The following is a 23,224-nucleotide window of genomic DNA, read 5'->3' as shown; positions in this document are numbered from 1 at the left end:
TTTCATTCCATGGTGCATCTGACCAAACGCAACATCGATGCGCTCGTCCCTCAGGCGAAGGACGTGCTCTATTTCGATGACACGCTGAAGGGCTTTGCCGTGCGCGTTCTACCCAGCGGGCAGAAGACCTATCTCGTGCAATACCGGGCCGGCGGGCGGACGCGTCGCGTCAAAGTGGGCCGTCATGGCACCCTTACCGTCGACGAGGCTCGCAAGAGAGCACAAGAGATTATCGGCGAGGTCGCAAAGGGCGAGAACCCCGCCGCCGATATCGAAACACACCGCAGGGCACCCACGTTGAAGGATGTCTGCGCGCGCTTCCTGACAGAGCATGTGGCCGTCCGATGCAAGCCGACCACGCAGAGGGAGTATCGCCGGGCCATCGAGCTCTTCATCCTCCCTGCCCTTGGCACCCATAAAGTCGTCGATATCACCCGCGCCGACATCGCAGAACTGCATCACCGCCACCGTGAGCACCCTTACCAGGCAAACCGCACCCTGGGCGTCCTGTCAAAACTGTTCAACCTCCTCGAGGTTTGGGGATTGCGACCGGATGGATCCAACCCGTGCCGGCACGTGCCAAAGTACCCAGAGCGACGCCGAGAGACCTTTCTCACCATCCCAGAGCTTCAGCGCCTCAACACTGTTCTCGAACAATGTCTCCGAGACGGCTCAGAATCGATCTACGTGGTGGGCGCCATCCGGTTGCTGATTTTGACCGGTTGTCGTCTTTCCGAGATCCAGACGGCCAAATGGACCTTTGTTCAGGGGCGCACGCTTTGCCTGCCTGACTCCAAAACCGGTCCGCGGCGCATTGCGCTCTCGGGCCAGGCTCTGACCATTCTCAGCCACATTCCCTCCATTCCAGGGAATGACTACATCATCGCCGGCGACGTCGAGGGGCAACACCTCACCGATCTCCAACGTCCATGGCGACGCATCCGGCTTAAAGCTGGACTGCCATCGCTCCGCATTCACGACCTTAGGCACAGCTTTGCCTCTAGTGCCCTGCAACAGGGCATTGAGCTTCATATGGTCAAAGAGCTCCTCGGCCACTCCCAAATCCAAACGACCATGCGCTACGCCCACGTCGCGGATGAAGGACGGATCAACGCCGTCGACCGTCTGGGGAACGCCATGCAACTCGCATCAGAGCCAGTCCAAAAACTCGTCACGATTGACGCAGGCGCTAAGACAGCTCGGGCGTTTGCGAAAGGAAACGCGCCATGATCCGCGATGTCCTGGCGTTAATTGGTGAGAGCTACAGCACAGCAAGTCAACAGCCTTTCGCCGGCAATGCGGTTGCGCAGCTGATCCGCGGTGACGCAGCCAAAGAGATTGAGGCCTCACTTGGGAATAGCCATTTCCTCGTGGAGGGAAGTCCCGGCCAAGGCAATTGGGCAGACGTCCCCTGGATCGCAGTCTTTGACCCGACCGTCACGACCTCCGCCACGCGCGGTTTCTACGTCGTCTACCTCTTTGCCAGCGATATGAGCGCCGTCTATTTGACCCTCAATCAGGGGACAACGGCCGTCCGGGAAGAGTTCAAAGGGCAAACCCATGATGAGCTCCGGCGCCTGGCAGAACTCATGCGGGCACGCCTCCCCGAGGCGAAGGGGCGATTTTCGGCAGAGCCGATCGATCTGAAGGGGCGCACGCGCCTTGCGCAGGACTATGAGCCCGCAACCGCGCTTTCGGTGTGCTATCCCCTACCCGACCTTCCATCGGAAGAGCAGCTCGTCTCGGATCTTCAAGAAATGGTCCGGCTTTATTCCCGATTAATTGCACGAGGAGGCCGCGAGAATTTTGAGGATTTAACGGGCACGGAAGCCGCGGCAACCGAAGGCGACACGATCGAGGAACGCCGCCGTTATCGCCAACACCGGAAAATCGAACGCGCCGGAAATGCCGCGAAATTGGCAAAGAAAGCGCATGGCCACGTTTGCCAGGCCTGCGGAATTGATTTTGGCAAGATTTATGGAGAGGCCGGTCAGAATTATATTGAGGCCCATCATTTATTGCCACTCTCGGAATTGCCCGAGGATATTCCGGTGTCACTCGACCCAAAAAAGGATTTCGCGGTGCTATGCGCAAATTGCCACCGCATGATCCATCGAAAAAATGGGCCGAAAACAATTGCCGAATTGCGTGAAATTCGGGGCGTCCGGGAAATGCGCCGATTATTCGCAACCCTTGATCTCGAGCTCTTGCAAGAATGAAAAAGCCGAGTGTGCCGACAGACGCAGAAAAGGTCGAGAAATCTTAAAAAGCTTTATCGCGATGAGATCAAATTAGCTGGTAGCGATTTTGACAGCATTTTCCCGGAGGCAAAGATCCGGGAAATCATGGAAATCCCAAAAATCCAGAAAATCAGCTACGACGATTTCGAAAAGGCACTTCTCGAAATATGCTCGACGTATCTGCACGCAAAAAATTCAAGGCAGTCACTTGCAACCACAATTGTTGATGCGCCAGCATTCAGTAAAATAGCGGGATCATTGAGCAGCGCGGTTGGCGAAATCAACAATCTTAAGGTCGAGCAAATTAAACGTCTCTATTCGGAGTATCGCTTTTGGGCAGGTTCAAAGAATTTACAAATTGAGTATGAGGGCATCATTGGCATAGATCGAGGTGAGGCCGAACAGGTCGTTTCTAAGAGAGCTGTCACCTTTCGATCCGCACTTAGAGCCATAAAGACAGTTCAACGAGCTTCAGCCCAACTTGCATGGGCTGGCACGGCTGATTTCTCAGATGATATGCCGCTTAAGCCTGGGCATCGGCCGAAAAATGACCATCTGCACAGTCTGATCGACAAGGTCCAAAAGCTCTGGACGAAAGCTAGTGGCACAGAGTTTACGCGAAACTTTCATCGCGACCCAAAAACCGAAAAACTGGAAGCGTTGACTCCGGCCTCAATGTTTGCGTTGAGGATTGCTCAGGCAATTGATCCCGAGCTGGAGCCGAAGCACATCAATTCAGCGATGAAGACAACTTCGCAAGCCAGGCTGAACAAGTAAGCTCTGGAAAAAAGCCATGCTGACCTCATCTCTATTTTCCTACGACTTCATTTGAGAGACCGTCGATAGCGGCGCAAAGGAAGATCCATCGCAGTGAAGCGAGGATCTGATGAAAAAGCACCAGGAATATACGTTGAGCAGTCTGTCTCATCGACTGCTCAACGAAGCAGAGGCCGCCGAACTGCTCGGAATGAGCACCCGCGCGCTTCAAAACTGGAGATGCCGTGGAGGCGGACCTAACTATGTCCGTTTATCAGCACGATGCATTCGATATCACCCCGGCGATCTGGCCGCGTGGATCTATTCCAAGAAGCGAGGAAGTAGTTCAGAGCCATGAATTTTGGTCAGGAAGGGCTGACCGCACTTCCTGACATTTTGTGGGCACGGCCGGCGGTTCAATCCGCCGGCCTGCTTTCCAACGTGCCCACAAAATAGAAGCGGTCCCAGCGCGGAGCGCGCAATCCAACCACCAACTTAAAGGAACGAAAAAATGGCAAAGATTGGATCATTGAAAGAGACGAAACCCGGGCAGCTATATGAGGGGGAAGTCAATACCCTACAGCTGAGCGTACGATTTGAAGTTCGAAAACTGCTCCTCAGCTCAGATAACCCGAATGCGCCAACTCATGCAATCGTCGCCTGGAACAACGATGGTATTGAGGTGCCTATCGGCAGCGCTTGGATGAAGACTATGAACAAGCCAGGCCGAGAGGGAACGGCCTTCATGTCGATGACCTTCTCCGATCCGTCCTTTGCGAAACCTCTGAATGTTGCCGCGTTCAAGACAGCCGAAGGCAACTCTTGGGACGTCGTATTCCGACACCGCCAGGACAAAGCCGCCTAGTCGTCAACTACCAGGGCGGGGTCCTTGTAACACCCCGCCCTAGAATTACAGGATTTCCGCATATGAGACCCGAACGCCTCCTGCACCGCGGCTTTGACCGCCTGGAAATCGCATACAAGGCCGCGCTTGCACCGGCAGATATCGATATACTTGAAGCTGCACTTGCCGAGGCAAAGGCGCGCTTTCAGCCAGTTCTAGTCGAGCTGGGGCCGGGCAAGGTACCCATGCATATTGCAGAGGCTGGTCTGAAGGGCGGATATGCGTTTCGGGGTGATACCGGTCCCGAGGGCGAGTTATGGGCCTTCAAGAGGGGCCTATCACGAAACGAATGGAATGTTCGCGTGGCGGTAAAATCGCTAACCCTTGCCACGCTCGGTCTCGGCGGCGTTCGGAATCGTTTGGCAGAGATGCATGAGCGCTTGGGGCTCGGCTCGCCGGAGGAGAGCATTGGGCGGGTGGACTACGCAATTGACTACCTCATGCCGGCCGAATTCGTTCTGAACCCTGGGCACTTCGTTTCCCATTCCAAGACGACCAAACGCGAACACGCATGCGTCCAACAGCAACCTGCTGGCTTGCCGTTACAACAGATGATTTCGCACTGGGCCGGCCGTGTTGTCCAAAGCATAACTCTCGGCAAGATGCCCGGACAGCAAGTGATTGTTTACAACAAACGACATGAGGTTCTTCAACATCAAAAGCCAGAGTGGTTTCAAATCTGGGGTGTCGATGGGAGCGATCAGGATCTTCCAATTTGGCGTGTAGAAATGCGTGCGGGTAAAAAGTACCTAAAGGATTGGAACGTGAAAACATTCAGCGACCTCGAGGATCGCGTCGGCGAAGTTCTCGGCCATACACTGGCCGCATACAGGCACGTAGTGCCCAATGAACTCGAGAAAAATATCAGCAGGTGGCCGAACAGCAAGCTCTGGAAGCAAATAGCTAGAGACTTATCGGATGGGCTTCGGGAGAACTTCGACGGCTCCGCTCGCGGTCGCATCGTAACTGGGCGTCGTGAACGGATTCACAACCAGTATCGCCAACTGATTTTTGGAGCATTGCCCGGCCTGTTGGTTTCCGCGGGTTTGTCAGTCGAACAGGCGTTCAGCTTGAAGGGTGACTTTCTCAGAAAACTGGCACGAGAGGCGGACGGATGGAAAGGCGAGCAATTCCGAAAAAAGCTCATGAATGCGAAGAAAAGAATGCGCTTCATCCGTTGAAATAACAAATAAAACAATAGATTAAGAAGAACGGACGTAAACGGGAGAGGTAACCAGGCACCTCACTTCACGACTCGATCCGGGAAAGCTTTGTCAGTGACAACGCACTATTGCACTGGTATCTAGTCGGACTAAGGGGCGCTGGGCTGGGCATTCGCATGTATACGTGGATCGATATAGCGATTCCTCAAGACTATACAAAATTGATCACACTTATTGGCAGCGAGTATGATCTGGCATCCGTGGTCCCACGCCTACAAGCCGACATCTCTCCAGCGGTGAAGGGCATTCTTATCGAGTTCGACTATGTCGATAAGGATTACCGCAGCACATACTACAACTTCTATGCAAAGAAAGGCCGAACTTACGCCCAAGAGTGCGTCAGGCTCCACTTCTTTGATGACACAATTTCTTTTGATGAGCCACGCCTAGAGTTAGTGTCCTCGGACAAGTTTGCTGTCGGAATTCAAGATCACTATTTTGGCTTCATTGTATTGAGACCTACACTGCTCGGCACCATTGGTCGATCGGTGTTGTCGCCAAACATTCGAATGGGGGCGACAGGTTCAACCATTCAATCTACACACCACGTTCACCTCTTAGGACACCGGCTTCAGCTGTCCGGATTCCCATCTATGGACCAGCATACCGACATCTCGGTGTGCGCCCATGTGGCATGCTGGTCCATCCTGCGACACTACAGCGAACGCTATCCGCAGCATCGCGAATTGCTGATGCATGATGTGACGATTCTTGCACATCAATTCAATCCCGGGGGCTTAGTGCCGGCCAATGGACTCGACGTAAATGAAGCGGAGAGAGTTTTTCAGCAAGCTAATACATTTCCACTAATCGTTACAAAAACAAGCGACAATCAGGAATCTTTCTACCGGCAGATGATTGCTTACCTGGAGTCCTGCTTTCCTCTTTTTGTGGCCATGTATGGAGACGGATCTAAGCCGGGACATGCTGTCGCGGTAATCGGGCATGCTTGGGGCAATTCAGCTTCGGTTCCTTCAGGAGCCGATGATGCTACAGCTTGGCATCAGATGAAAAGTGTAGTTGTCGTCGACGACAATCATCTACCATACAAATTGGTGCCAGTACTTCCAGATGGCGTCTCTGACTATACGGCAGAGGATTTTGACAGTTTTATTGTTCCGCTTCCGGAGAAGATCTTCTATCCCGCCGAGGCAGTGGACCAACAATATGTAACGCTCGCCAAAACTTTGTCTAGCTTCATGCATATCCCCCAGTCGGGAGATCTGATCGTTCGGTACTTTGTTACCACCCTTTCTAAGCTCAGAAGTTTTGCACGGGATCAAGAAACGAACTTGGGTTCAATTCTAACTAACTCGATAATGCAGTTGGACGCAGCACAGTTTGTTTGGATCGTCGAGTTCGCATCTTGTGCCCAGTGGGATGCAGGACATATTGCCGCCCGCGCGGTGTTGGACGCTACGGCAAGCCCGTACGACACCAATCCAGTTTGGTTCGCACACGGCAGCGATACTGGTATTTTCTTTGATCGAGACAAGGTGCCAAGTGAGGGTCTCGTCGTTGATCTGAAGCGCACCTCTGCCCCTTTGGGGCGCATGGAACAAAACCTCAAGCCGATCGTTTCCAAAAGTTGACCTCTAAAATATGGACTATAACGCATGAAAGAGTCACTCCGAAAGTATCTCGTTAGCGCACAAGCGACGGAAGCTGATAGAACCGTGATAGCCGCTTACGAGAACGAAATGGCAAATCTAGTAATTCCTGAGATTTCAACAGCGCTAAAGGAGCGGCAACGTTTGGCGGCTGAGGCTCGTCAATGGCCGGGCACAAAATCCCCTTCGCAGCGCTAGTTCGTTAAGGAACAGGACATCACACTTTGGTTTGGACCCAGCTCTAAGGTTAGTGCGATCACAAACACTTCGTTCTTAGCGCGAAAGACGAAGTTCAGTCGACTTTTAGCTCAACCGCTAGCAAGGACTACATGACGGCCGAGATTGCCATCCTCAACCGATCAGCGTTGGCTTTGGCTGCCGACAGTGCGGTCACGATTAGGATGGGCAACAAGGTTAAGATTTACGATTCCGCCGAAAAGCTATTTGAGCTTTCGCGTGTTCGACCAATTGCGCTTATGATTTACAACAACGTAGAATTTGTTGGTGTCCCGTTAGATGTCGCAATAAGAAAATTCCGGTCAGAGAGTGACAGAAACTGGCAAACGATTGATCACATTCCGACAGAGTTTCAGATCTACTTAGAGCAATTCTCGCACTCAGATCAGGATGAATTGGATTTCTTGAGGGGTGTTCTCTCCGGGACACTTGCGTCAATCAACACAAAGCTCACGGCTCTTCTAAGGGCCCAGTTTCGTAAATCTTCAGTTGGGAGCGGCAGGTTGCCGAAAGGCCTGGATGCGAAGAAGGAACTGAAGACAATCATCTTGCGAGAAACCGCTGACCTGGAGTCAAATCCTCTAACTGGATATCTGTCGGACAAATCTCAGAACGATTTCGATGGGAAGTTTGGGAATGTCGTCCGCGAAATGTCCGCTAGAGCGTTTCCACTGGTCGAACCGGATGATGAGATTTTCGGACTTCTCAATGTTTATGTGTTCGCCTTGTTGAAAAGCAATCGTCGAACCGACTTGTTTACTGGCTTGGTTTTTGGTGGTTTTGGAGCAAAAGATCTTTTTCCGACAATGGTCACGGTGGATATCGACGGCGTGTTCTTTGGAAAGCTGAGAGCGCTATCGAGGGACGTTATTGACATTGACAGAAGAGGACCGAGAGCGGCCATTGTGCCCTTCGCTCAACAGGAAATGGCCGAGCGGTTTATTGACGGCCTAGATTCTCAGCTTGAGAACAATCTTTCGATATATGTTGATGGAGTTGTCGACTCCATCCTGAACAGGCGTCCGCGTAGTTTTAGCAAGGCGGAGCGTGATTCAATTAAGCAAGAGGTTTCGGCAAACTTCGTAAAAGTGATTGAGCAATTGAAGCAGAAATCAAGAAGCAGCGTTCTTGATATCGTGTACTCCATGTCAAAAAAGGAACTTGCCGAAATGGCGCATGCGCTTGTTGAGTTAACGTCCAAAAAGCGTCGTTTCTCCTCTGACCAGGAAACAGTTGGTGGCCCTATTGATGTTGCAATCGTTACACGCAACGAGGGGTTGATCTGGATTCAACGCAAGCACTATTTTGATCCAGCCTTAAACTTGAGCTTTCAAACAAGAATGGCCGCTAGGAGAGATGGAGGATTAAATGGAAAGTGAGATGAATAGGTCCCGACCTCAGAAGCGGAGCTCAAAACCTCATGTTTTCAGCTCTCCACTGTCCACAGAGGATTGGAGCCTGGTCTCCGGGACAGAAATTGTAGCCACTGCGATAAGAGCGCTCGACCAAAATCTTTCTCTAGCGCTTCGAAAACACAAGACAAAGGGCTCGAATGCGGTGGAAGTGTGAAAGAATGCCGATAGCCGTCAAGTCACGCTGGCTGATGGCTCCGCCCCGCCGGGCACATGACCGTCGGAGACACTAAGCGCCTCTCGGAATGAAATCTCATTCTAGGTCAGTAGTTGATCAGTGTACGCGCTCGAGATCCGTAAAATCAATTGGATCTAAATCTTTCGTAAGCCGCGCGAATAATTGCTTCAAGTGCGTCCGCTCCCTTGGAGTTCAGATTGGGGTCTTGGCGAAGCAATCTGCCTACAACTGCAAGGGGCTCTGCCGATTTGTGGTTTCCCGAGACGAAGTCACTGGGATTTAGGCCGGCCCATGCGCTCAGACTTGCGAGGCTTCCAGCATCCGGCTGCCTTCCACTCGCCATCCGCGAAAGAGTTGTCTGACTGACCCCCGTTTCACTCGCGACATCTTTCCAGCTTAAGTTGCGGACGGAAACCGTTGTACTCAGCGCCCTATAAAAGCCCATTGAATCAAAGCTATTCTTCTTGATCACTACCACCTCCACGAAAATTCACCGGCAGTTGCTATTTAGCAATTGACATCCGAGTTGGCAAGCCTATATGAGGGGAATTGCTATAAAGCAATTTTACATCAAAGGAGCAACAGACTTGGAGAAGAACGAACTTCGCCCCGAAACTGAAGGTAAACCCATCGTTGTTGAGGTGAATGGGCGCGACGTCTTGGTTGCGCTGAAGCGTGCAACCGGCCTCCAGATTAAAGAAGCCGCCATTGCACAGGGAGTGAACATTCAGATCAATTTTGTCCTGCAACAGGAGCTTCCAAACGGAGCGAGCGCCATCATCGGAGACACCGATATGGTGCATATCCACGCCCATCTGAAGTTCACAGCGATCGCTCCCGACGACAACTCATAAAGGAAAACGAGAATGAAGAGCGAGGTTGGACTGGCCATCGAAGAGCTCAAGAGACACTTTTCATCTTCAGTCGTCGATTTTCAAGATGATGGAAGTGGTGGGGCTTTTGTAGTTATCGAAAGTGTTGACCTCGGTGAGCGCTACAAGCCACGCAAGACTTGGCTTGGCGCTCACATCCCCCCTCTCTATCCCTATGCGGACATCTACCCAGTGTTCATGGGCGCAGACGTCCGTCGGGCGGACGGCGCAGAATTCTCCGCGCCGGTCACTTGCGGAGCAAGTTTCAGAGGAAGGCCCGCAATTCAGATTTCTCGACGCAACAATCTGGCGGGTCAAACTCTGCAAACCGCAGTTGGAAAGCTGCTCAAGATTCTCAAATTTTTGGAAACGCTGCCATGACGAAGAAGGTCAACGTATCAATAACAGAGAGTGACTACGGCTCACTAATGCGTCATCTTTTCTCCGGTGATCAAGATGAACATGGCGCGATACTCAAGGCTCAACTGGTCGAAACAGAAGGGTTTTCAAGACTGCTGGTACGCGAGATAATTCCCGCGATTGATGGTATCGATTATATAGAAGGTGAAATTGGTCACAGAGCTCTATCTCCAAAATTCATCCACAAACACATCATAGAATGTAGAAACGAACGACTTGTCTATGTTGCTGTTCACAACCATTACTCAGACGAACATGTGAACTTTAGCAAGGTGGACTTCGACTCACACGAACGAGGTTACCCAGCTCTCCTTGATATCGCCAAGGGTGTACCCGTTGGAGCGCTCGTGCTCGGCAAAAGATCTGCCGAAGCTGATATCTGGTTTCCAGATGGCAGCCGCGCGACCCTCAACGAACTTAGGGTTATTGGCTCGACCATTTCTCGACGTTGGCCTTCTCCGCCTGATTTACTAGAAACAACTAGCCAATTTGATCGCCAAATCAGAATGTTCGGCGATATCGGGCAATCGATTCTAAAAATGAGCAGAATTGGAATCGTGGGTCTGGGCGGAATCGGATCACTTATTGCGGAATACACCTCGAGACTGGGAGTAGGAAGATTTGTCCTGGTTGATCCCGATCGCGTTGAGGACACCAATCTCTCACGAGTAGTTGGCGCATATCAAGAAGACGTTCAAAAGAATCTGCTCAAGATCGAGATAGCAGGACGACAAATTCGCCAGTTCAACCCTACAGCGGACGTAAAACTGGTTGGAATGGATGTAGCACTCGGTGAAGCGGCCGAGGCCCTATTGGCTTGCGACTACATATTCCTCGCCGCAGACTCAATGCGTGCACGTCTTGTCGTAAATGCGATTGTTCACCAGTATCTCATACCAGCAGTTCAGGTTGGAGCAAAAATTCGAATGAACAAATTGGGAGTTGTTGAAGATGCGATGAGTGCCATTCGCACTCTACGTCCCGGGATCACATGCCTTTGGTGCAATCAGCTCATTGACCCTTCACAGCTTGCTATTGAATCAAAGACCGACGATGAAAGGGCGGCGCAGGCCTATGGTACCCATCAGCCAAATCCGAGTGTGATTACGATGAATTCGGTTGCAGCGGCGCACTCTACCAATGACTTTCTGTTCGACTTTCTCGACCTACGAACCGAAGATGAAAGGAATTCCTTTCAGCATTTTCACTATACTCTGAGAAAGTTCAGCAATGTTACGCCCCGTATCGATCTTCATTGCAGTGAGTGCAGTAGGCCTAGCGGCAGGTTCGCCAAGGGAAGCGCGATGCCATTGCCCGTCTTGGAGGAGTGAGTAGCTAAGGAGTACGGAACGCGCCTCGACAGGCTGCAATACTGTTGGAGCAACCAGGCAATCTTGATCGGGTCGATCAACCGTTAACTGCTTCCAGTATGCTTCCAAAAATCTCCCGTGGTAACGAACCAAAAAACAACCCCGCTCAACTCTCTGAGTTGGCGGGGTTATTGGTTGCGGGAGCCAGATTTGAACTGACGACCTTCAGGTTATGAGCCTGACGAGCTACCGGGCTGCTCCATCCCGCGTCAAAAAGCGCCTTGCGCTGAGGGGTATCTATGCGGCCAGACACAGCAAAGCAACCCCCTGATGACACTATTTTTTGCAGGTTTGAGCCGCTTCCGCACAGCCCTGTAACCACTTGTTCATACAAAACTTTGTTTTGGAAACGGTTTCGAAACCAGGCGCGCCTAGTCTCAGTCTCACGACACGCGTAACCCTGAGCGGGGAAGTGTCCGGGAAGGATCCGGGATTAGGTATTGCGTACCTGGGTCGCCAGTTTGTGATGGGGAGCATCCGGAAACGGAAGCTCCCCATTTGTCTTTCCGAGGGCCCTCACCACTCCGCCGGGGGCGGCGGCACGGTTCCGTTGTGGGCGCCATGCACCTGCTGGTCGAAATCGATGATCGAACCGGTCATCAGCCCTGATTCCTCCGAACAGAGATAGGCGCAGGCCCGCGCCACCTCTTCCGGCTTCAGCAGCCGCCCAAACGGGCGTCCGGCCTCGGCATCCGCCAGCCAGCCGGGCTTGGCATCGTGATAGGTCTTCATGATCCGGTCTTCGCCGGGCGTATCCATCCAGCCGATGTTGAGGCCGTTCACCTTGATCCGGTAGCTCACCACCGAGGCCGCCACATTGCGGGTGAGCACAGCGAGCGCACCCTTGGACGTGCAGTAGGCGGTGAGGAAATCCTGTCCGCCATGACCCGACATGGAGAGGATGTTGACGATCGCCCCGCTCACCTTCGTCTTGCGCATCAGCTTGAGCGCGTCCTGCATCAGGAAGAAGGGCGCCTTCACATTGGCGTCCATGATCTCGTCGTAGCGGGCTTCGCTCGTCTCCCAGATGGTGCCGCGGTCGGTGATGGCCGCCGCATTGACGAGTGCGTCGATCCGGCCGAAGGCCGCCTCGCAGGCCGGGATGATCTTGCGCACATCCTCAAGCCGGGTGAGGTCGCCGGGCACGAAGACCACCTTGGCGCCCTTCGCTTCCAGCGCCGCCTTCACCTTGGCGGCCCGCTCGGCATTTCGGCCAGCCATGACGATGCAGCTGCAGCCGCGCTCCACGAAAAGATGCGCGATGGCCTCGCCCAGACCCTGGGTTGCGCCCGTGATGACGGCGACCTTGCCGTCCATGGAAAGCCGGGAGAGCGATTGCGCCTGCATGATCACACCTTCACGGGTTTGCCGGTCTTCCAGCTTTCCGTGGCGGCATCGGCGAGGATCTGCGCCTGCAAGCCGTCGAAGCCGTTGGGCTTGGGGTCGCGGTTGCCGGATTCGACCGCCGCGATAAAGGTGTTGAGCTCGTTGGCATAGGCCTGGCCGTAGCGCTCGAGGAAGAAGTTCTGGATCGGGTCAGCCTGTGTCCCTTGCCCGTTGTGCAGTTCCACCGTGGTGTTGTGAATGTTGCGGGCCGAAAGCATGCCCTTGCTTCCATGCACTTCCATGCGCTGGTCGTAGCCGTAGGTGGCACGGCGCGAGTTGGTGATGACGGCGATGCGGCCGGACTTGGTCTGCATCTGAACCGCAGCGGTATCGACGTCACCCGCTTCGCCGATCGCCTTGTCGACAAGTGCCGAACCGAGCGCGTTCACGACAACGAACTCCTCACCCATCAGGAAGCGGGCCATGTCGAAGTCGTGGATCATCATGTCGCGGAAGAGGCCGCCCGAGCCCTTCACGTATTCGGCGGGCGGCGGAGCCGGGTCACGGCTGATCACAGTCACGAGTTCGACCTCACCCACGGCACCGGCGCGGATGCGGCGCTCAAGCTCAGCGAAGTTGGGGTCGAAGCGGCGGTTGAAGCCGATCATCAGGGTGGACTTGTTCTTCTCCACCACCTTCAGCGTCTGGTGGATGAGATCGACCGAGAGGGACACGGGCTTTTCGCACATGATCGACTTGCCGGCATTGGAGGCGGCCTGGATCTGTTCGGCATGGAAGCCGGTGGGCGAGCCGATCAGCACCGCATCCACGTCCTTGGCCTTCATGATCTCGTCGACGCTGGCAACCTTGGCGCCATGCTTCGCGGCAAGTTCTTCCGCCGCCTTGGGCATGGCGTCTGCGATATAGGCGAGCTTCGCCTTGGGGTTCGCGGCAATCGTGGCCGCATGCACCTTGCCGATGCGCCCTGCGCCAATCACACCAAACCTGATCATCTCGTGTCTCCGTTGAAGTCTGCAAAATTTAGCGAATGAGGCCCTTGAGCGGCTGCGCCGCATCGGCGAGCACATCCCTTGGCGGCTTGATGCCCTTGGCCATCATCATCTCGGCCATCTTGATGTCGCGCGAAATGGCATTGCCGGGACCGATGCCGCTCGCCCCCATCAGGCTGCCATCCTCGGCGAGGTGGAAGAGCACCAGCGTTTCAGGGTTTACCTGCCGCGCCACGGTGATGGGTCCCATGTCGGCCATGCCGGCGATCTGCAGGCCAAGCTCGTACTGATCGGACCAGAACCACGGCACGGCCACGTTCTGCTTTGCACCACCCAGCATGTTCTCTGCCGCCGTCGCCGCCTGTTCCTGGGCCGAGCGCCACGCCTCGAGGCGGATGCGGCGGTTGCCGAGCCTGGCATGGATGAAGGAGGCACAGTCGCCCGCCGCGAAGATGTCGGGGTCGGAGGTCCGCATGTTCTCGTCGCAGGCAATGCCGTTGTCGATCGTGAGGCCCGCCTCCTTGGCGAGGGTGATCTCCGGCGACGCACCGATGCCGGCGATGATCGTGTCGGCCGGCAGCACGCGACCATCGGCGAGATGCACGCTGTTGGCAGTCAGATGCGAGATGCCTGTCGCCGTCAGCAGCGTGACACCCGCAGCCACATGGCGGTCATGGATGATCTTCGCAATCGCTTCCGGTACGCCGCGCATCAGGATGCGGGGCTGCGCTTCCACCAGCGTCACGCTGCAACCCTTCTTCGCAGCAGACGAAGCAAGCTCCAGCCCGATGAAGCCGCCGCCGATGATGACGACGGTCTTGCCGGGGAGGAAGCGCTTGCGGAGGTCCAGCATGTCCTCCTGATTGCGGAGCAGAAGCGCGTGTTCGCCGCCCGGAATGGGCAGCTTGCGCGGTCGCGCGCCGGTGGCGATCAGCAGCTTGTCGTAAGGCAACGCACGGCCATCCGTGAGCAGCACCGTCTTCGCCTTGGGATCAATCGCCTTCGCCGCCACGCCGGTGATGACCTCGGCCTTGAGCGAGGCGACAATCCCCGCATCGAGCAGCCACACCGGCTCCGGATCGGCATCGGCGAGGATCGAGGCCTTGGAGAGCGGCGGCCGGTCATAGGGCAGCAGCGCCTCCTCGCCCACCAGCGTGATGGCGCCTTCATAGCCATTGGCGCGGAGGTTGATGACGGCGCGGGCCCCGGCCATGCCGGCCCCGATGATGACGATGCGGGAAATGCTGTTCATGTCTTGGTCCTTGGTGACGCCGAGAAACACGTTTCAGCGGCGCCTGTCCACCAGACTGGCGCGATCCCAACGGCGGAAACCGTCTCTGCGCGACCTCCCGCAGGCGGGAGCATGCAGCCCTGCATCTGGATGGACATGAATGGAATTTATGTTCTCTTTGGAGAAAGCACCAGAACAATAATTCCATGATTTCGTCAAGCCGGACATTCCGCGACGCGCCCCGGCAGGCTAAGGCTCGCCCATGACTCCACATTCCCGGGCGCGCCGATGAGCGGCCCCTCACCCCTCGGCATATTCCTTGTGGCCATTCCGGGCCTCGAATCCGCCCTCGCCCGGGAGGCGAAGGAGGCGGGCTTCACGGTGACCGGCCAGGAACAGGGCGGCGTCTCGCTGGAGGGCACATGGGCGGATGTCTGGCGGGCCAATTTCAGCTTGCGCGGCGCCAGCCGGGTGCTGGTGCGGTTCGCCAGCTTCCGGGTCAGCCATCTCGCCCAGCTCGACAAGAAGGCACGCGCCCTACCCTGGCGCGACATCCTGCGGAAGGATGTGCCGGTGACGGTCGAAGCCGCCTGCCGCAAGTCGAAGATCTATCACAGTGGTGCCGCTGCGGAGCGCATCGCCACCGCGATCCGTGAGGAGCTTGGCGCACCCGTTCGCGACGATGCCGATGTCGTCGTCAAGGCCCGCATCGAAAGGGACGTCTGCACCCTCAGCCTCGATACCTCGGGCGGCCTCCTTCACAAGCGCGGCTCGAAGCAGGCCATGGCCAAGGCGCCGCTCCGCGAGACCATGGCAGCCCTCCTGCTGCGCGAATGCGGCTTCACCGGGCGTGAACCCGTCGTCGATCCCATGTGCGGCTCCGGCACCTTCGTGATCGAGGCGGCGGAATGGACGCTGGGCCTGATGCCCGGCCGCAACCGCAGCTTCGCCTTCGAACAGTTGGCAAGCTTCGACGCGAAAGCCTGGGCCGCACTGAAGGCGCGCCCAGCGCAGCCCTTGGCAGAGGGCATTTCCTTCTTCGGTTCCGACCGCGATGCCGGCGCCATCACCGCCGCAATGGCGAATGCCGAGCGCGCGGGCGTTGCCCATGTCACGCGCTTCGATGTGCGGTCTGTCAGCGATCTCGCACCACCGGAAGGCCCGCCGGGATTGGTGATCGTCAATCCGCCCTATGGTCTTCGCATCGGCGACAAGAAGCCCTTGCTCGATCTCTACGCCAGCTTCGGCCGCGTACTCCGCGAACGCTTTTCGGGCTGGCGCGCCGGCCTCTTCACCACAGATGCCGCCATGGCCCGCGCCACAGGCTTGCCGTTCGCCGGCAAGCCGCTTCCCGTTCTGCATGGTGGCTTGCGCGTTTCTCTCTGGAAGACAGCGCCGCTGCCCTGACGGTCAACGGCAGTTGGAGGGCGCCGGCAGGCCCGCGAACCGCTCGGAAATCCACTGCACGGCGTCCGCCACACCAAACTGTGGCGCAGTGGTGTGGCCGCGGCCGGGAAGCGAGATGAATTTCACCCGCGTTCCGGCCCGGCAGGAGGCGCGCACCGTGTCGAGCGTCACGTTCGGCCGCACGATGTCATCACTGTCGCCCTGGATCACAAGTGCGGGCATGTCGACGGGCAGCGAGGTCAGCGAGTTGTCGCGGAGCGCCGTGTTCCAGCCTTTCACCGTGCCGGGATCATAGAGAAGGAAGCTCTTGCCAAGTTTCTTCTGCGCCTTGAGCACGCCGATCTGGCCATCAACGGTGTCGATGCATTGCTTGTTGATGGCAAGAATGGCCGCAAGCGAATTCTCGCTTGCGACGTCGCGCATGGAAAGCCCGTACTTCACCGCCCAGGACTGCAGCGTGAAACCGGCCAGCACACGGCCTTCGACCGAGCCGATGTTGGCGAGCAGCAGGCGGCGAAGATCCGTGGGCGGAGCAATCGCCGCAACACCGCGGATCGTGTAGCCTGGAGCATAGCGGCTGGCGAGCAGCGAGGCAAAGATTGCCGCGTGGCCGCCTTGCGAATAGCCGAACAGCACCACGTCCTTGCCGGTGCCGTGATTGGCGATCTGCTGCATCGCCCGGATGGCATCGAGCGTGGCATAGGCCTGGCCCTTGCCGACAAGATAGCCCGTGGGGCCGGGCGTACCGAGGCCCGGATAATCGGTGGCCACCACGGCGTAACCGAGGCTCACGAACTCATCGATGCCGACGATGGTCTTGTGCGGCGTCTTGGCGAGGCTCGGCGCGCAGGCGCGCTTGGTGCCCGTGGTCGGATGGGCCCAGGCGACGATCTTGCGCGGTCCGGGCTGACGTTGTGGCACGGTCGAGATGATTGCCATGCCGGAACTGACGATGGGGCGGCCGAAGGTGTCGCGCGTGGCATAAAGCATGCGCCAGGCTTTCGCCCGGTAGAGCGGCGGCAGCGGCATTCTCTCGGCCTTGAGGAGCGTCCCCGGCGGAAGGGCCGCTTCGGCCAGCGTCGCATCGTAGAAGGACGGATCGGGAGATTTTGCCTGCGCCGTTGTCACACAGGCCAGCAGAAGAAGAGCGGCACAGACAAGTGATCGCAAGAAAGCCTGAAACTTCACGCGGGATGTATTATGGAGGATGACAGGTAACGACAGCTTTTCAATGGACGGCATTCCATTGGACCCGGGGAAGATGTTGAACATGCAGACTGGTACGAACAACAAGCCTAAAATCTCCATCCGCAGCCTGCAGATCTTCGAATGCGTGGCGCGCACCGGCTCGACGGTCAAGGCCGCCGAGGAACTTTCGGTAACACAAAGCGCCATCAGCCACCAGATCAAACAGCTCTCGCAGGCGCTGGGTGAAACACTGCTCGAGAAATCCGGCCGCTCGCTGAAGCTCACGCAGCGCGGCGCGGAGCTGGCCCAAGAGCTCACCAAGGCCTTCACCAACATCGGCGATTCCGTCAACACGATCATCGGCACCAACCGCAACCGCGTGCGCCTTGCCGTGTGCAGCAGCTTCGGTGCGGGCTGGCTTGCGAACCACATGCCGGAATTCATGTCGACGCATCCGGAGGTCATTTTCGACGTGCAGAAGTATGGCGACGATCCCGATCTCAGCGATTCCATTGCCGATGCCTTCGTCACCGCGAAGCCGGTGGTGAGCGGCTTCCAGGCTTTCGACCTGATGGAGGAACGCCTGATCGCCGTCGCTGCCCCTGCTTACGTGCAGCAGCAGCGCGACAAGCCACCCGCGACACTTATTTCAACCACCGTGGGTGAGCCCATGCGCGGTGCGGACTGGCTGAATTTCCTCGCCTTTTCGGGGCAGGACCAGATGATCTTCCAACAGGCGAAGCCCATGTTCTGCTCCCACTACGTGACCGCGCTCGCCCTTGCCGAGACCGGATGCGGTGCCGCCCTCGTCCCTGACTTTCTGGCAGAGCGGCCGCTCCGCGAAAAGCGCCTCGTCCGCATCATGGAAGGCTCGTTCAAGACCGGCCGCACCTATCGCTTCTGCGTCAAGTCCGTCCGCATGCGCGAGCCTGCGCTTGCCGCCGTGATCGACTGGTTCGCGGCCGCCGCCGATCAGAAGATGCGCCTCGCGGCCGAGTAGAAGGCGGGGAAGAATTCCGGCGCGGTCACGGGATATCTGAATCCAGGTCATGTGAGCGCAGCAGCTATTCATTTGTCGGGCTTGCGCCCTTCGTGCAGTATGACCGCGACGTTGCACTGCACGAGAAAGGACCGACCCCTGTGCTGACCCGCCGGACCTTCATCGCGTCGTCCCTGGCGCCGCTGGCCACCGCAGCCGTGCCGTCGATCGCCGGCGCGCAGCTCGTGAACAAGTATGCCGAGCAATTGCAGAACGGCGAGTTCAACTGGTTTCCGGAGCGCTCGGCTGCAGGACCAGTGATCGTCATCGTCTCCATCCCCGATCAGAAGGTGCACGTCTACCGGAACGGCATCCGCATCGCCGCCTCGTCGTGCTCCACCGGAAAGCCCGGCCACCGCACGCCCACCGGCGTCTTCAAGATCCTGCAGAAGGACAAATTTCACCGCTCCTCCACCTACAGCAATGCGCCCATGCCCAACATGAACCGGCTCACCTGGTCGGGAATTGCGCTTCATGCCGGAAACCTGCCGGGCTATCCGGCCTCGCACGGCTGCGTGCGCCTGCCCATGGCGTTCTCGGAGCGCCTGTTCCAGGTGACCCGCCTCGGCATGACCGTGGTGATCGCCGATGAAAATTCCTCGCCCGCCAGCGTGGTCCATCCGGGCCTGGTGCTGGGCGACTATGCGAAGCGTGAGTATGCCGCCGTCGATCTCTCCATCAAGGCCAAGCAATATGCCGAAGGCCGGGTGGGCACGCCGCCCGAGACGAGCATCGTGGTCAGCAGTGCCGACCGCAAGGTGTCCCTCTGGAACGGCAGCGATCTCGTCACCGAGGGCGAGGTCAGGATCGCCAATCCCCGGCGGCCCCTGCCGAACCGGGTCTACACCCTCACAAAAACCGATGATGCCAAAGATTCGCTTGAATGGAGCGCCACAGGTTATGGCCGTGGCGCCCAGGCACGGCGCGCCGCTGCGGATCTCACGCGCATCAAGGCGGAACCCCGGCTTCGCGACGCGCTGCGCCAGAGCCTGCATCACGGTGCCACGCTTGTGACGACAGGCGAGCGCGACAGTCCGTCGAAGCGGACCGGTCCGGGCTTTGTCGTCATCGACGGCTTGTATTGATTGAGTTCTGTTCAGGGAGACACCCAAATGAAGAAACTGATATTCCTCGCGCTGTCCTTCATGCTGCTGGCGGTAATGCCGGCGGCCGCCGAGGACATGGCGCGCAATCTGCGCTTCAGCCCCGGAAGCAGCGGCGCCGTCATCAATGGCCGCATCCAGGGCTATGACACGGCCACCTACCTGATTTCGATCCGCGGCGGGCAGCGCCTGCGCGTCGGCTTGAATGCCACCAATCCGCAGACCTACTTCAACGTCATCGCCCCCATGGGCAATGCCATCTACAACAGCTCGGATGCCGACAACAATTTCGCCGGCACCGTGCGCCAGACCGGCACCTATCGCATTCAGGTCTACCTGATGCGGGCGGCGGCGCGGCGCGATGAGATGTCCCGCTACAAGCTCTCGGTCACCGTTCCCCCCGGTGGTGGCATGGGCGGCGGCATGGGCGGCAACAACGGCGGCTATGACGACGGCTATGACACCGGCGACAATGGCTACGACAACGGCGGTGGAAATGGCGGCGATTACGCCGACGGCAATGCCGGTGGCCCGGACACCTGGATGGTGCGTGGCGTGCCTCCGGGTGACCGCCTGATGATGCGGGTCATCCCGCGTCCGGGTGCGGAAGTGGTGGGCGCCCTCAAGAACGGCGCCATTGTGCGCAATCGCGGCTGCCGCTTTGCCAATGGCGGGCGCTGGTGCCGCGTCACCAAGATGGGCGGCGCCACCGGCTGGGTGAACGGCCGCTTCCTGCGCGAATACTGATCAAGCGAAAGAGAAGGCCATGGGCAACGACATGCAGTCGCAAAATCGGATGCCCGTGGCCTTTGCCACCTATGTGGCGTGGGCACTCGTCACCATCTTTGCCGGCAAGCTGCTGGCGGGCAGCGAACCCACGACCCTCGCCGACAGCGTGTCGCACGGCATCAGCTGGAACATCGCCGCCGCACTTCTCCTGCTTCTGATCGTGACGGCGGTGATGCGCTGGCGCGACCTGGGCTTCGGCCCGCCCACGCCCCTGGGCTCGCTGAAGCTCCTGTGGTTCCCGGCGCTCTATCTCGTGATCTTTTCGGTGATGGCGGTGGCAATCGGCCTGCCGGCCTCATCCGTCATGGTCTATGTCTTCCTCAACACGGTGATCGTCGGTCTCTCGGAAGAGATCATGTTCCGGGGCGTCATGTTCCGCGCCCTTCTCGGCAAGCTGTCGATCTGGCCTGCGATGATCCTCACCACCGTTCTTTTTGGCGGCGTGCATGTGCTCAACGTCATCATGACGGGGCAGTTGGGTGAAGCAATGGTGCAATCGGTGGCCGCCGCCATGAGCGGCTTCCTCTTCATGGCGCTTCTCATCCGCACGGGCTCGCTGTGGGTCCCGATCGTCTATCACGCGCTCTGGGACTTCTGCACCTTCATGCTTTCGGTGGGCGCAGAGTCCGGCGGTGGCGAAGAAGCCATGGCCCCAGGTCTCCGGATCCTGATTCCGGTGCTGTTGGTCACGCCCAACTTCCTCTATGCCCTCTTCCTGCTCCGCAAGGTGCGGAATGGCAGCGTGGCAACGGCCGCGGCCCGGCAGGCGGCGTGACCGTCCAAGTCCGATCTTCCGATATCTCGACAGCAAAAAACCCGCCGTGCATTTCTGCAGCGGCGGGTTTGGCTTTGAAGGATCGTGATTGAAGGGTTCAAGCTGTCTTTCGCAGGCCTGGCAGCGACCTACTCTTCCGCGTCTTAAGACGAAGTACCATTGGCGCTGGGGCGATTTACGGCCGAGTTCGAGATGGGATCGGGTATAGACACCCCGCCAAAGCCACCAGGCCGGCGAAGGACAGCAAGGCCAGCGCTTTCGTGTGAAAGAGCCGGGAGCACATTTTCTGAAGTAGATTATCTGAGCTGCTCACTTGATGAGGTGATCATCAATAATGAGAGCGATTCAAGCCGTTCGAACAATTAGTACCGGTAAGCTGCATGCATTGCTGCACTTCCACACCCGGCCTATCAACGTGGTCGTCTTCCACGGTTCTCAAGGGAATTCTTGTTTTGAGGTGGGTTTCCCGCTTAGATGCCTTCAGCGGTTATCCCGTCCACACATAGCTACCCTGCACTGCCGCTGGCGCGACAACAGGTCCACCGGAGGTGTGTTCAACCCGGTCCTCTCGTACTAAGGTCAAATCCTCTCAAAATTCCTACAATCACGGCAGATAGGGACCAAACTGTCTCACGACGTTCTGAACCCAGCTCACGTACCACTTTAATCGGCGAACAGCCGAACCCTTGGGACCTTCTCCAGCCCCAGGATGTGATGAGCCGACATCGAGGTGCCAAACGATTCCGTCGATATGGACTCTTGGGAATCATCAGCCTGTTATCCCCGGCGTACCTTTTATCCGTTGAGCGATGGCCCTCCTCACGTAGAACCACCGGATCACTATGGCCGTCTTTCGACTCTGCTCGACTTGTCAGTCTCGCAGTCAGGCAAGCTTATGCCATTGCACTCGAGGGCTGATTTCCGACCAGCCTGAGCTTACCATCGCGCGCCTCCGTTACTCTTTGGGAGGCGACCGCCCCAGTCAAACTACCCACCATACACTGTCCCGGGCCTCGATTCAGAAACCGCGGTTAGACATCCATGACAACAAGGCTGGTATTTCACATTTCGGCTCCATCGCGGCTAGCGCCACGACTTCAAAGCCTACCAGCTATGCTACACATGCCAACACGAATGCCAGTGTAAAGCTATAGTAAAGGTGCACGGGGTCTTTCCGTCTGACCGCAATAACCCCGCATCTTCACGGGGAGTTCAATTTCACTGAGTCTATGCTGGAGACAGTGGGGAAGTCGTTACGCCATTCGTGCAGGTCGGAACTTACCCGACAAGGAATTTCGCTACCTTAGGACCGTTATAGTTACGGCCGCCGTTTACCGGGGCTTCGGTTCAAAGCTTGCACCTCTCTCCTTAACCTTCCGGCACCGGGCAGGCGTCAGGCCCTATACGTCATCTTACGGATTTCGCAGAGCCCTGTGTTTTTGCTAAACAGTCGCTACCCCCTGGCTTGTGCCCCCCTCCAATGGTTGCCCATCAAAGGGGCCCTCTTATCCCGAAGTTACGAGGGTAATTTGCCGAGTTCCTTCAGCATAGTTCTCTCAAGCGCCTTGGTATACTCTACCTGACCACCTGTGTCGGTTTCGGGTACGGATTATGTGGAGGCTCTTTCCTGGAACGGCTTGGCTGCCCGGACAATCCAATAAGCCCGAACAACGTCTACCATTCGTCACCATCCACTAGCCCAGGAATATTAACCTGGTCGCCATCGGTTACGCCTTTCGGCCTCACCTTAGGATCCGGCTCACCCTCCTCAGATTAACTTTAAGGAGGAACCCTTGGTCTTTCGGCGACAGTGTTTCTCACACTGTTTATCGTTACTCATGTCAGCATTCGCACTTCCGATATCTCCAGCAGCCCTCACGGGTCTACCTTCACAGACTTACGGAACGTTCCGCTACCGCGTGCTTGCGCACACCCTAAGCTTCGGTAGATGACTTAACTCCCGATACATTTTCGGCGCAGAAACCCTTATTTAGACCAGTGAGCTGTTACGCTTTCTTTAAAGGATGGCTGCTTCTAAGCCAACCTCCTGGTTGTTTTGGGATCTCCACATCCTTCCTGACTTAGTCATCATTTGGGGACCTTAGCTGTAGGTCAGGGTTGTTTCCCTCTTCAC

21 protein-coding genes, 1 tRNA gene and 2 rRNA genes (1 of these 24 cut by a window edge) are annotated in these 23,224 nt (G+C 57.1%); 16 read left to right on the top strand and 8 right to left on the bottom strand.

From position 1 onward, the window contains the following. Positions 1-9: 9 nt before the first annotated feature. The 8 genes from QM801_RS19330 to QM801_RS19295 all read left to right on the top strand — a co-directional run bounded on the left by QM801_RS19330 (position 10) and on the right by QM801_RS19295 (position 8,349). Positions 10-1,230: a tyrosine-type recombinase/integrase gene (locus QM801_RS19330; RefSeq protein ID WP_415020832.1), complete on the top strand. Its 1,221-nt coding sequence runs from the start codon at positions 10-12 to the stop codon at positions 1,228-1,230. Beyond that, positions 1,227-2,219, top strand: coding sequence for an MrcB family domain-containing protein (locus QM801_RS19325; RefSeq protein WP_415020831.1), 993 nt, complete (start codon positions 1,227-1,229; stop codon positions 2,217-2,219). Before QM801_RS19330 ends, QM801_RS19325 begins: the two co-directional genes overlap by 4 nt. 9 nt (positions 2,220-2,228) lie before the next feature. Beyond that, positions 2,229-3,017, top strand: a complete 789-nt coding sequence (locus QM801_RS19320) for a hypothetical protein (RefSeq protein WP_415020830.1) — start codon at positions 2,229-2,231, stop codon at positions 3,015-3,017. A gap of 109 nt (positions 3,018-3,126) precedes the next feature. Further along, the gene (locus QM801_RS19315; RefSeq protein WP_415020829.1) at positions 3,127-3,354 is read left to right on the top strand and encodes a helix-turn-helix transcriptional regulator; all 228 of its coding nucleotides are present in this window, start codon (positions 3,127-3,129) and stop codon (positions 3,352-3,354) included. Positions 3,355-3,507: 153 nt separating this feature from the next. Further along, positions 3,508-3,861 (top strand): DUF736 family protein, encoded by a 354-nt coding sequence (locus tag QM801_RS19310; protein ID WP_415020828.1) that lies wholly within the window; start codon positions 3,508-3,510, stop codon positions 3,859-3,861. Between the two features lie 62 nt (positions 3,862-3,923). Then, positions 3,924-5,081: a hypothetical protein gene (locus QM801_RS19305; protein WP_415020827.1), complete on the top strand. Its 1,158-nt coding sequence runs from the start codon at positions 3,924-3,926 to the stop codon at positions 5,079-5,081. 158 nt (positions 5,082-5,239) lie between these two features. Then, positions 5,240-6,715 carry a hypothetical protein gene (locus tag QM801_RS19300; RefSeq protein ID WP_415020826.1) on the top strand — a complete coding sequence of 492 codons (1,476 nt, stop codon included), beginning with the start codon at positions 5,240-5,242 and terminating at the stop codon, positions 6,713-6,715. A gap of 347 nt (positions 6,716-7,062) precedes the next feature. Further along, on the top strand, positions 7,063-8,349 hold the full coding sequence (locus QM801_RS19295) for a hypothetical protein (RefSeq protein WP_415020825.1): 1,287 nt from the start codon (positions 7,063-7,065) through the stop codon (positions 8,347-8,349). 335 nt (positions 8,350-8,684) lie between these two features. On the opposite strand, the gene QM801_RS19290 is transcribed toward QM801_RS19295, so the two are convergent. After that, complete coding sequence (locus QM801_RS19290; RefSeq protein WP_415020953.1) at positions 8,685-9,005, bottom strand: helix-turn-helix domain-containing protein; 321 nt, start codon at positions 9,003-9,005, stop codon at positions 8,685-8,687. 142 nt (positions 9,006-9,147) lie between these two features. On the opposite strand from QM801_RS19290, the gene QM801_RS19285 reads away from it, so the two are divergent. The 3 genes from QM801_RS19285 to QM801_RS19275 are packed head-to-tail and all read left to right on the top strand — an operon-like array spanning position 9,148 to position 11,183. Beyond that, positions 9,148-9,414: a multiubiquitin domain-containing protein gene (locus QM801_RS19285; protein WP_415020824.1), complete on the top strand. Its 267-nt coding sequence runs from the start codon at positions 9,148-9,150 to the stop codon at positions 9,412-9,414. Between the two features lie 12 nt (positions 9,415-9,426). After that, the gene (locus tag QM801_RS19280; RefSeq protein ID WP_415020823.1) at positions 9,427-9,813 is read left to right on the top strand and encodes a hypothetical protein; all 387 of its coding nucleotides are present in this window, start codon (positions 9,427-9,429) and stop codon (positions 9,811-9,813) included. Continuing rightward, positions 9,810-11,183, top strand: a complete 1,374-nt coding sequence (locus tag QM801_RS19275; protein WP_415020822.1) for a HesA/MoeB/ThiF family protein — start codon at positions 9,810-9,812, stop codon at positions 11,181-11,183. The genes QM801_RS19280 and QM801_RS19275 overlap by 4 nt, the downstream gene beginning before the upstream one ends. A gap of 171 nt (positions 11,184-11,354) precedes the next feature. Here the strand turns inward: QM801_RS19275 and QM801_RS19270 are convergent. The 4 genes from QM801_RS19270 to QM801_RS19255 all read right to left on the bottom strand — a co-directional run bounded on the left by QM801_RS19270 (position 11,355) and on the right by QM801_RS19255 (position 14,810). Further along, positions 11,355-11,431, bottom strand: a tRNA-Met gene (locus QM801_RS19270). A gap of 307 nt (positions 11,432-11,738) precedes the next feature. Beyond that, positions 11,739-12,569, bottom strand: a complete 831-nt coding sequence (locus QM801_RS19265) for an SDR family oxidoreductase (protein ID WP_415020821.1) — start codon at positions 12,567-12,569, stop codon at positions 11,739-11,741. 2 nt (positions 12,570-12,571) lie between these two features. Continuing rightward, positions 12,572-13,561, bottom strand: coding sequence for an inositol 2-dehydrogenase (iolG, locus tag QM801_RS19260; protein WP_415020820.1), 990 nt, complete (start codon positions 13,559-13,561; stop codon positions 12,572-12,574). Positions 13,562-13,589: 28 nt separating this feature from the next. Next, on the bottom strand, positions 13,590-14,810 hold the full coding sequence (locus QM801_RS19255) for an NAD(P)/FAD-dependent oxidoreductase (RefSeq protein WP_415020819.1): 1,221 nt from the start codon (positions 14,808-14,810) through the stop codon (positions 13,590-13,592). A gap of 267 nt (positions 14,811-15,077) precedes the next feature. Between QM801_RS19255 and QM801_RS19250 the strand changes: the two genes are divergently transcribed. Continuing rightward, on the top strand, positions 15,078-16,196 hold the full coding sequence (locus QM801_RS19250; RefSeq protein WP_415020818.1) for a THUMP domain-containing class I SAM-dependent RNA methyltransferase: 1,119 nt from the start codon (positions 15,078-15,080) through the stop codon (positions 16,194-16,196). 3 nt (positions 16,197-16,199) lie between these two features. On the opposite strand, the gene QM801_RS19245 is transcribed toward QM801_RS19250, so the two are convergent. Further along, positions 16,200-17,366: an alpha/beta fold hydrolase gene (locus tag QM801_RS19245; protein ID WP_415020817.1), complete on the bottom strand. Its 1,167-nt coding sequence runs from the start codon at positions 17,364-17,366 to the stop codon at positions 16,200-16,202. Positions 17,367-17,466: 100 nt separating this feature from the next. On the opposite strand from QM801_RS19245, the gene QM801_RS19240 reads away from it, so the two are divergent. The 4 genes from QM801_RS19240 (at position 17,467) to QM801_RS19225 (ending at position 21,090) form a co-directional block, all read left to right on the top strand. Further along, complete coding sequence (locus QM801_RS19240) at positions 17,467-18,384, top strand: LysR family transcriptional regulator (protein ID WP_415020816.1); 918 nt, start codon at positions 17,467-17,469, stop codon at positions 18,382-18,384. Between the two features lie 140 nt (positions 18,385-18,524). Continuing rightward, positions 18,525-19,508 carry a L,D-transpeptidase gene (locus QM801_RS19235; protein WP_415020815.1) on the top strand — a complete coding sequence of 328 codons (984 nt, stop codon included), beginning with the start codon at positions 18,525-18,527 and terminating at the stop codon, positions 19,506-19,508. A 27-nt stretch (positions 19,509-19,535) separates the two neighbouring features. After that, entirely contained in the window at positions 19,536-20,273 is a 738-nt protein-coding gene (locus QM801_RS19230) for an SH3 domain-containing protein (protein WP_415020814.1), read from the top strand. A 19-nt stretch (positions 20,274-20,292) separates the two neighbouring features. Beyond that, positions 20,293-21,090, top strand: coding sequence for a lysostaphin resistance A-like protein (locus QM801_RS19225; RefSeq protein ID WP_415020813.1), 798 nt, complete (start codon positions 20,293-20,295; stop codon positions 21,088-21,090). 115 nt (positions 21,091-21,205) lie between these two features. On the opposite strand, the gene rrf is transcribed toward QM801_RS19225, so the two are convergent. Both rrf and QM801_RS19215 read right to left on the bottom strand, forming a co-directional pair. Next, positions 21,206-21,320, bottom strand: a 5S ribosomal RNA gene (rrf, locus tag QM801_RS19220). 111 nt (positions 21,321-21,431) lie between these two features. Then, positions 21,432-23,224: ribosomal RNA gene (locus QM801_RS19215) — 23S ribosomal RNA — on the bottom strand; it runs 950 nt beyond the window's last position.

This window comes from Aestuariivirga sp., from assembly GCF_047600585.1.
Classification (GTDB): Bacteria; Pseudomonadota; Alphaproteobacteria; order Rhizobiales; family Aestuariivirgaceae; genus Aestuariivirga.
The sequence above is the reverse complement of the archived record's forward strand: the minus strand, read 5'-3'. Positions and strand labels throughout refer to the sequence as shown.

Coding starts and splice junctions, on each gene's coding strand:
- QM801_RS19330 (WP_415020832.1), top strand. CDS start 10: ATGGTGCATCTGACCAAACGCAACATCGATGCGCTCGTCCCTCAGGCG.
- QM801_RS19325 (WP_415020831.1), top strand. CDS start 1,227: ATGATCCGCGATGTCCTGGCGTTAATTGGTGAGAGCTACAGCACAGCA.
- QM801_RS19315 (WP_415020829.1), top strand. CDS start 3,127: ATGAAAAAGCACCAGGAATATACGTTGAGCAGTCTGTCTCATCGACTG.
- QM801_RS19310 (WP_415020828.1), top strand. CDS start 3,508: ATGGCAAAGATTGGATCATTGAAAGAGACGAAACCCGGGCAGCTATAT.
- QM801_RS19305 (WP_415020827.1), top strand. CDS start 3,924: ATGAGACCCGAACGCCTCCTGCACCGCGGCTTTGACCGCCTGGAAATC.
- QM801_RS19300 (WP_415020826.1), top strand. CDS start 5,240: ATGTATACGTGGATCGATATAGCGATTCCTCAAGACTATACAAAATTG.
- QM801_RS19295 (WP_415020825.1), top strand. CDS start 7,063: ATGACGGCCGAGATTGCCATCCTCAACCGATCAGCGTTGGCTTTGGCT.
- QM801_RS19290 (WP_415020953.1), bottom strand. CDS start 9,005: ATGGGCTTTTATAGGGCGCTGAGTACAACGGTTTCCGTCCGCAACTTA.
- QM801_RS19280 (WP_415020823.1), top strand. CDS start 9,427: ATGAAGAGCGAGGTTGGACTGGCCATCGAAGAGCTCAAGAGACACTTT.
- QM801_RS19275 (WP_415020822.1), top strand. CDS start 9,810: ATGACGAAGAAGGTCAACGTATCAATAACAGAGAGTGACTACGGCTCA.
- QM801_RS19265 (WP_415020821.1), bottom strand. CDS start 12,569: ATGCAGGCGCAATCGCTCTCCCGGCTTTCCATGGACGGCAAGGTCGCC.
- iolG (WP_415020820.1), bottom strand. CDS start 13,561: ATGATCAGGTTTGGTGTGATTGGCGCAGGGCGCATCGGCAAGGTGCAT.
- QM801_RS19255 (WP_415020819.1), bottom strand. CDS start 14,810: ATGAACAGCATTTCCCGCATCGTCATCATCGGGGCCGGCATGGCCGGG.
- QM801_RS19250 (WP_415020818.1), top strand. CDS start 15,078: ATGAGCGGCCCCTCACCCCTCGGCATATTCCTTGTGGCCATTCCGGGC.
- QM801_RS19240 (WP_415020816.1), top strand. CDS start 17,467: ATGCAGACTGGTACGAACAACAAGCCTAAAATCTCCATCCGCAGCCTG.
- QM801_RS19230 (WP_415020814.1), top strand. CDS start 19,536: ATGAAGAAACTGATATTCCTCGCGCTGTCCTTCATGCTGCTGGCGGTA.
- QM801_RS19225 (WP_415020813.1), top strand. CDS start 20,293: ATGGGCAACGACATGCAGTCGCAAAATCGGATGCCCGTGGCCTTTGCC.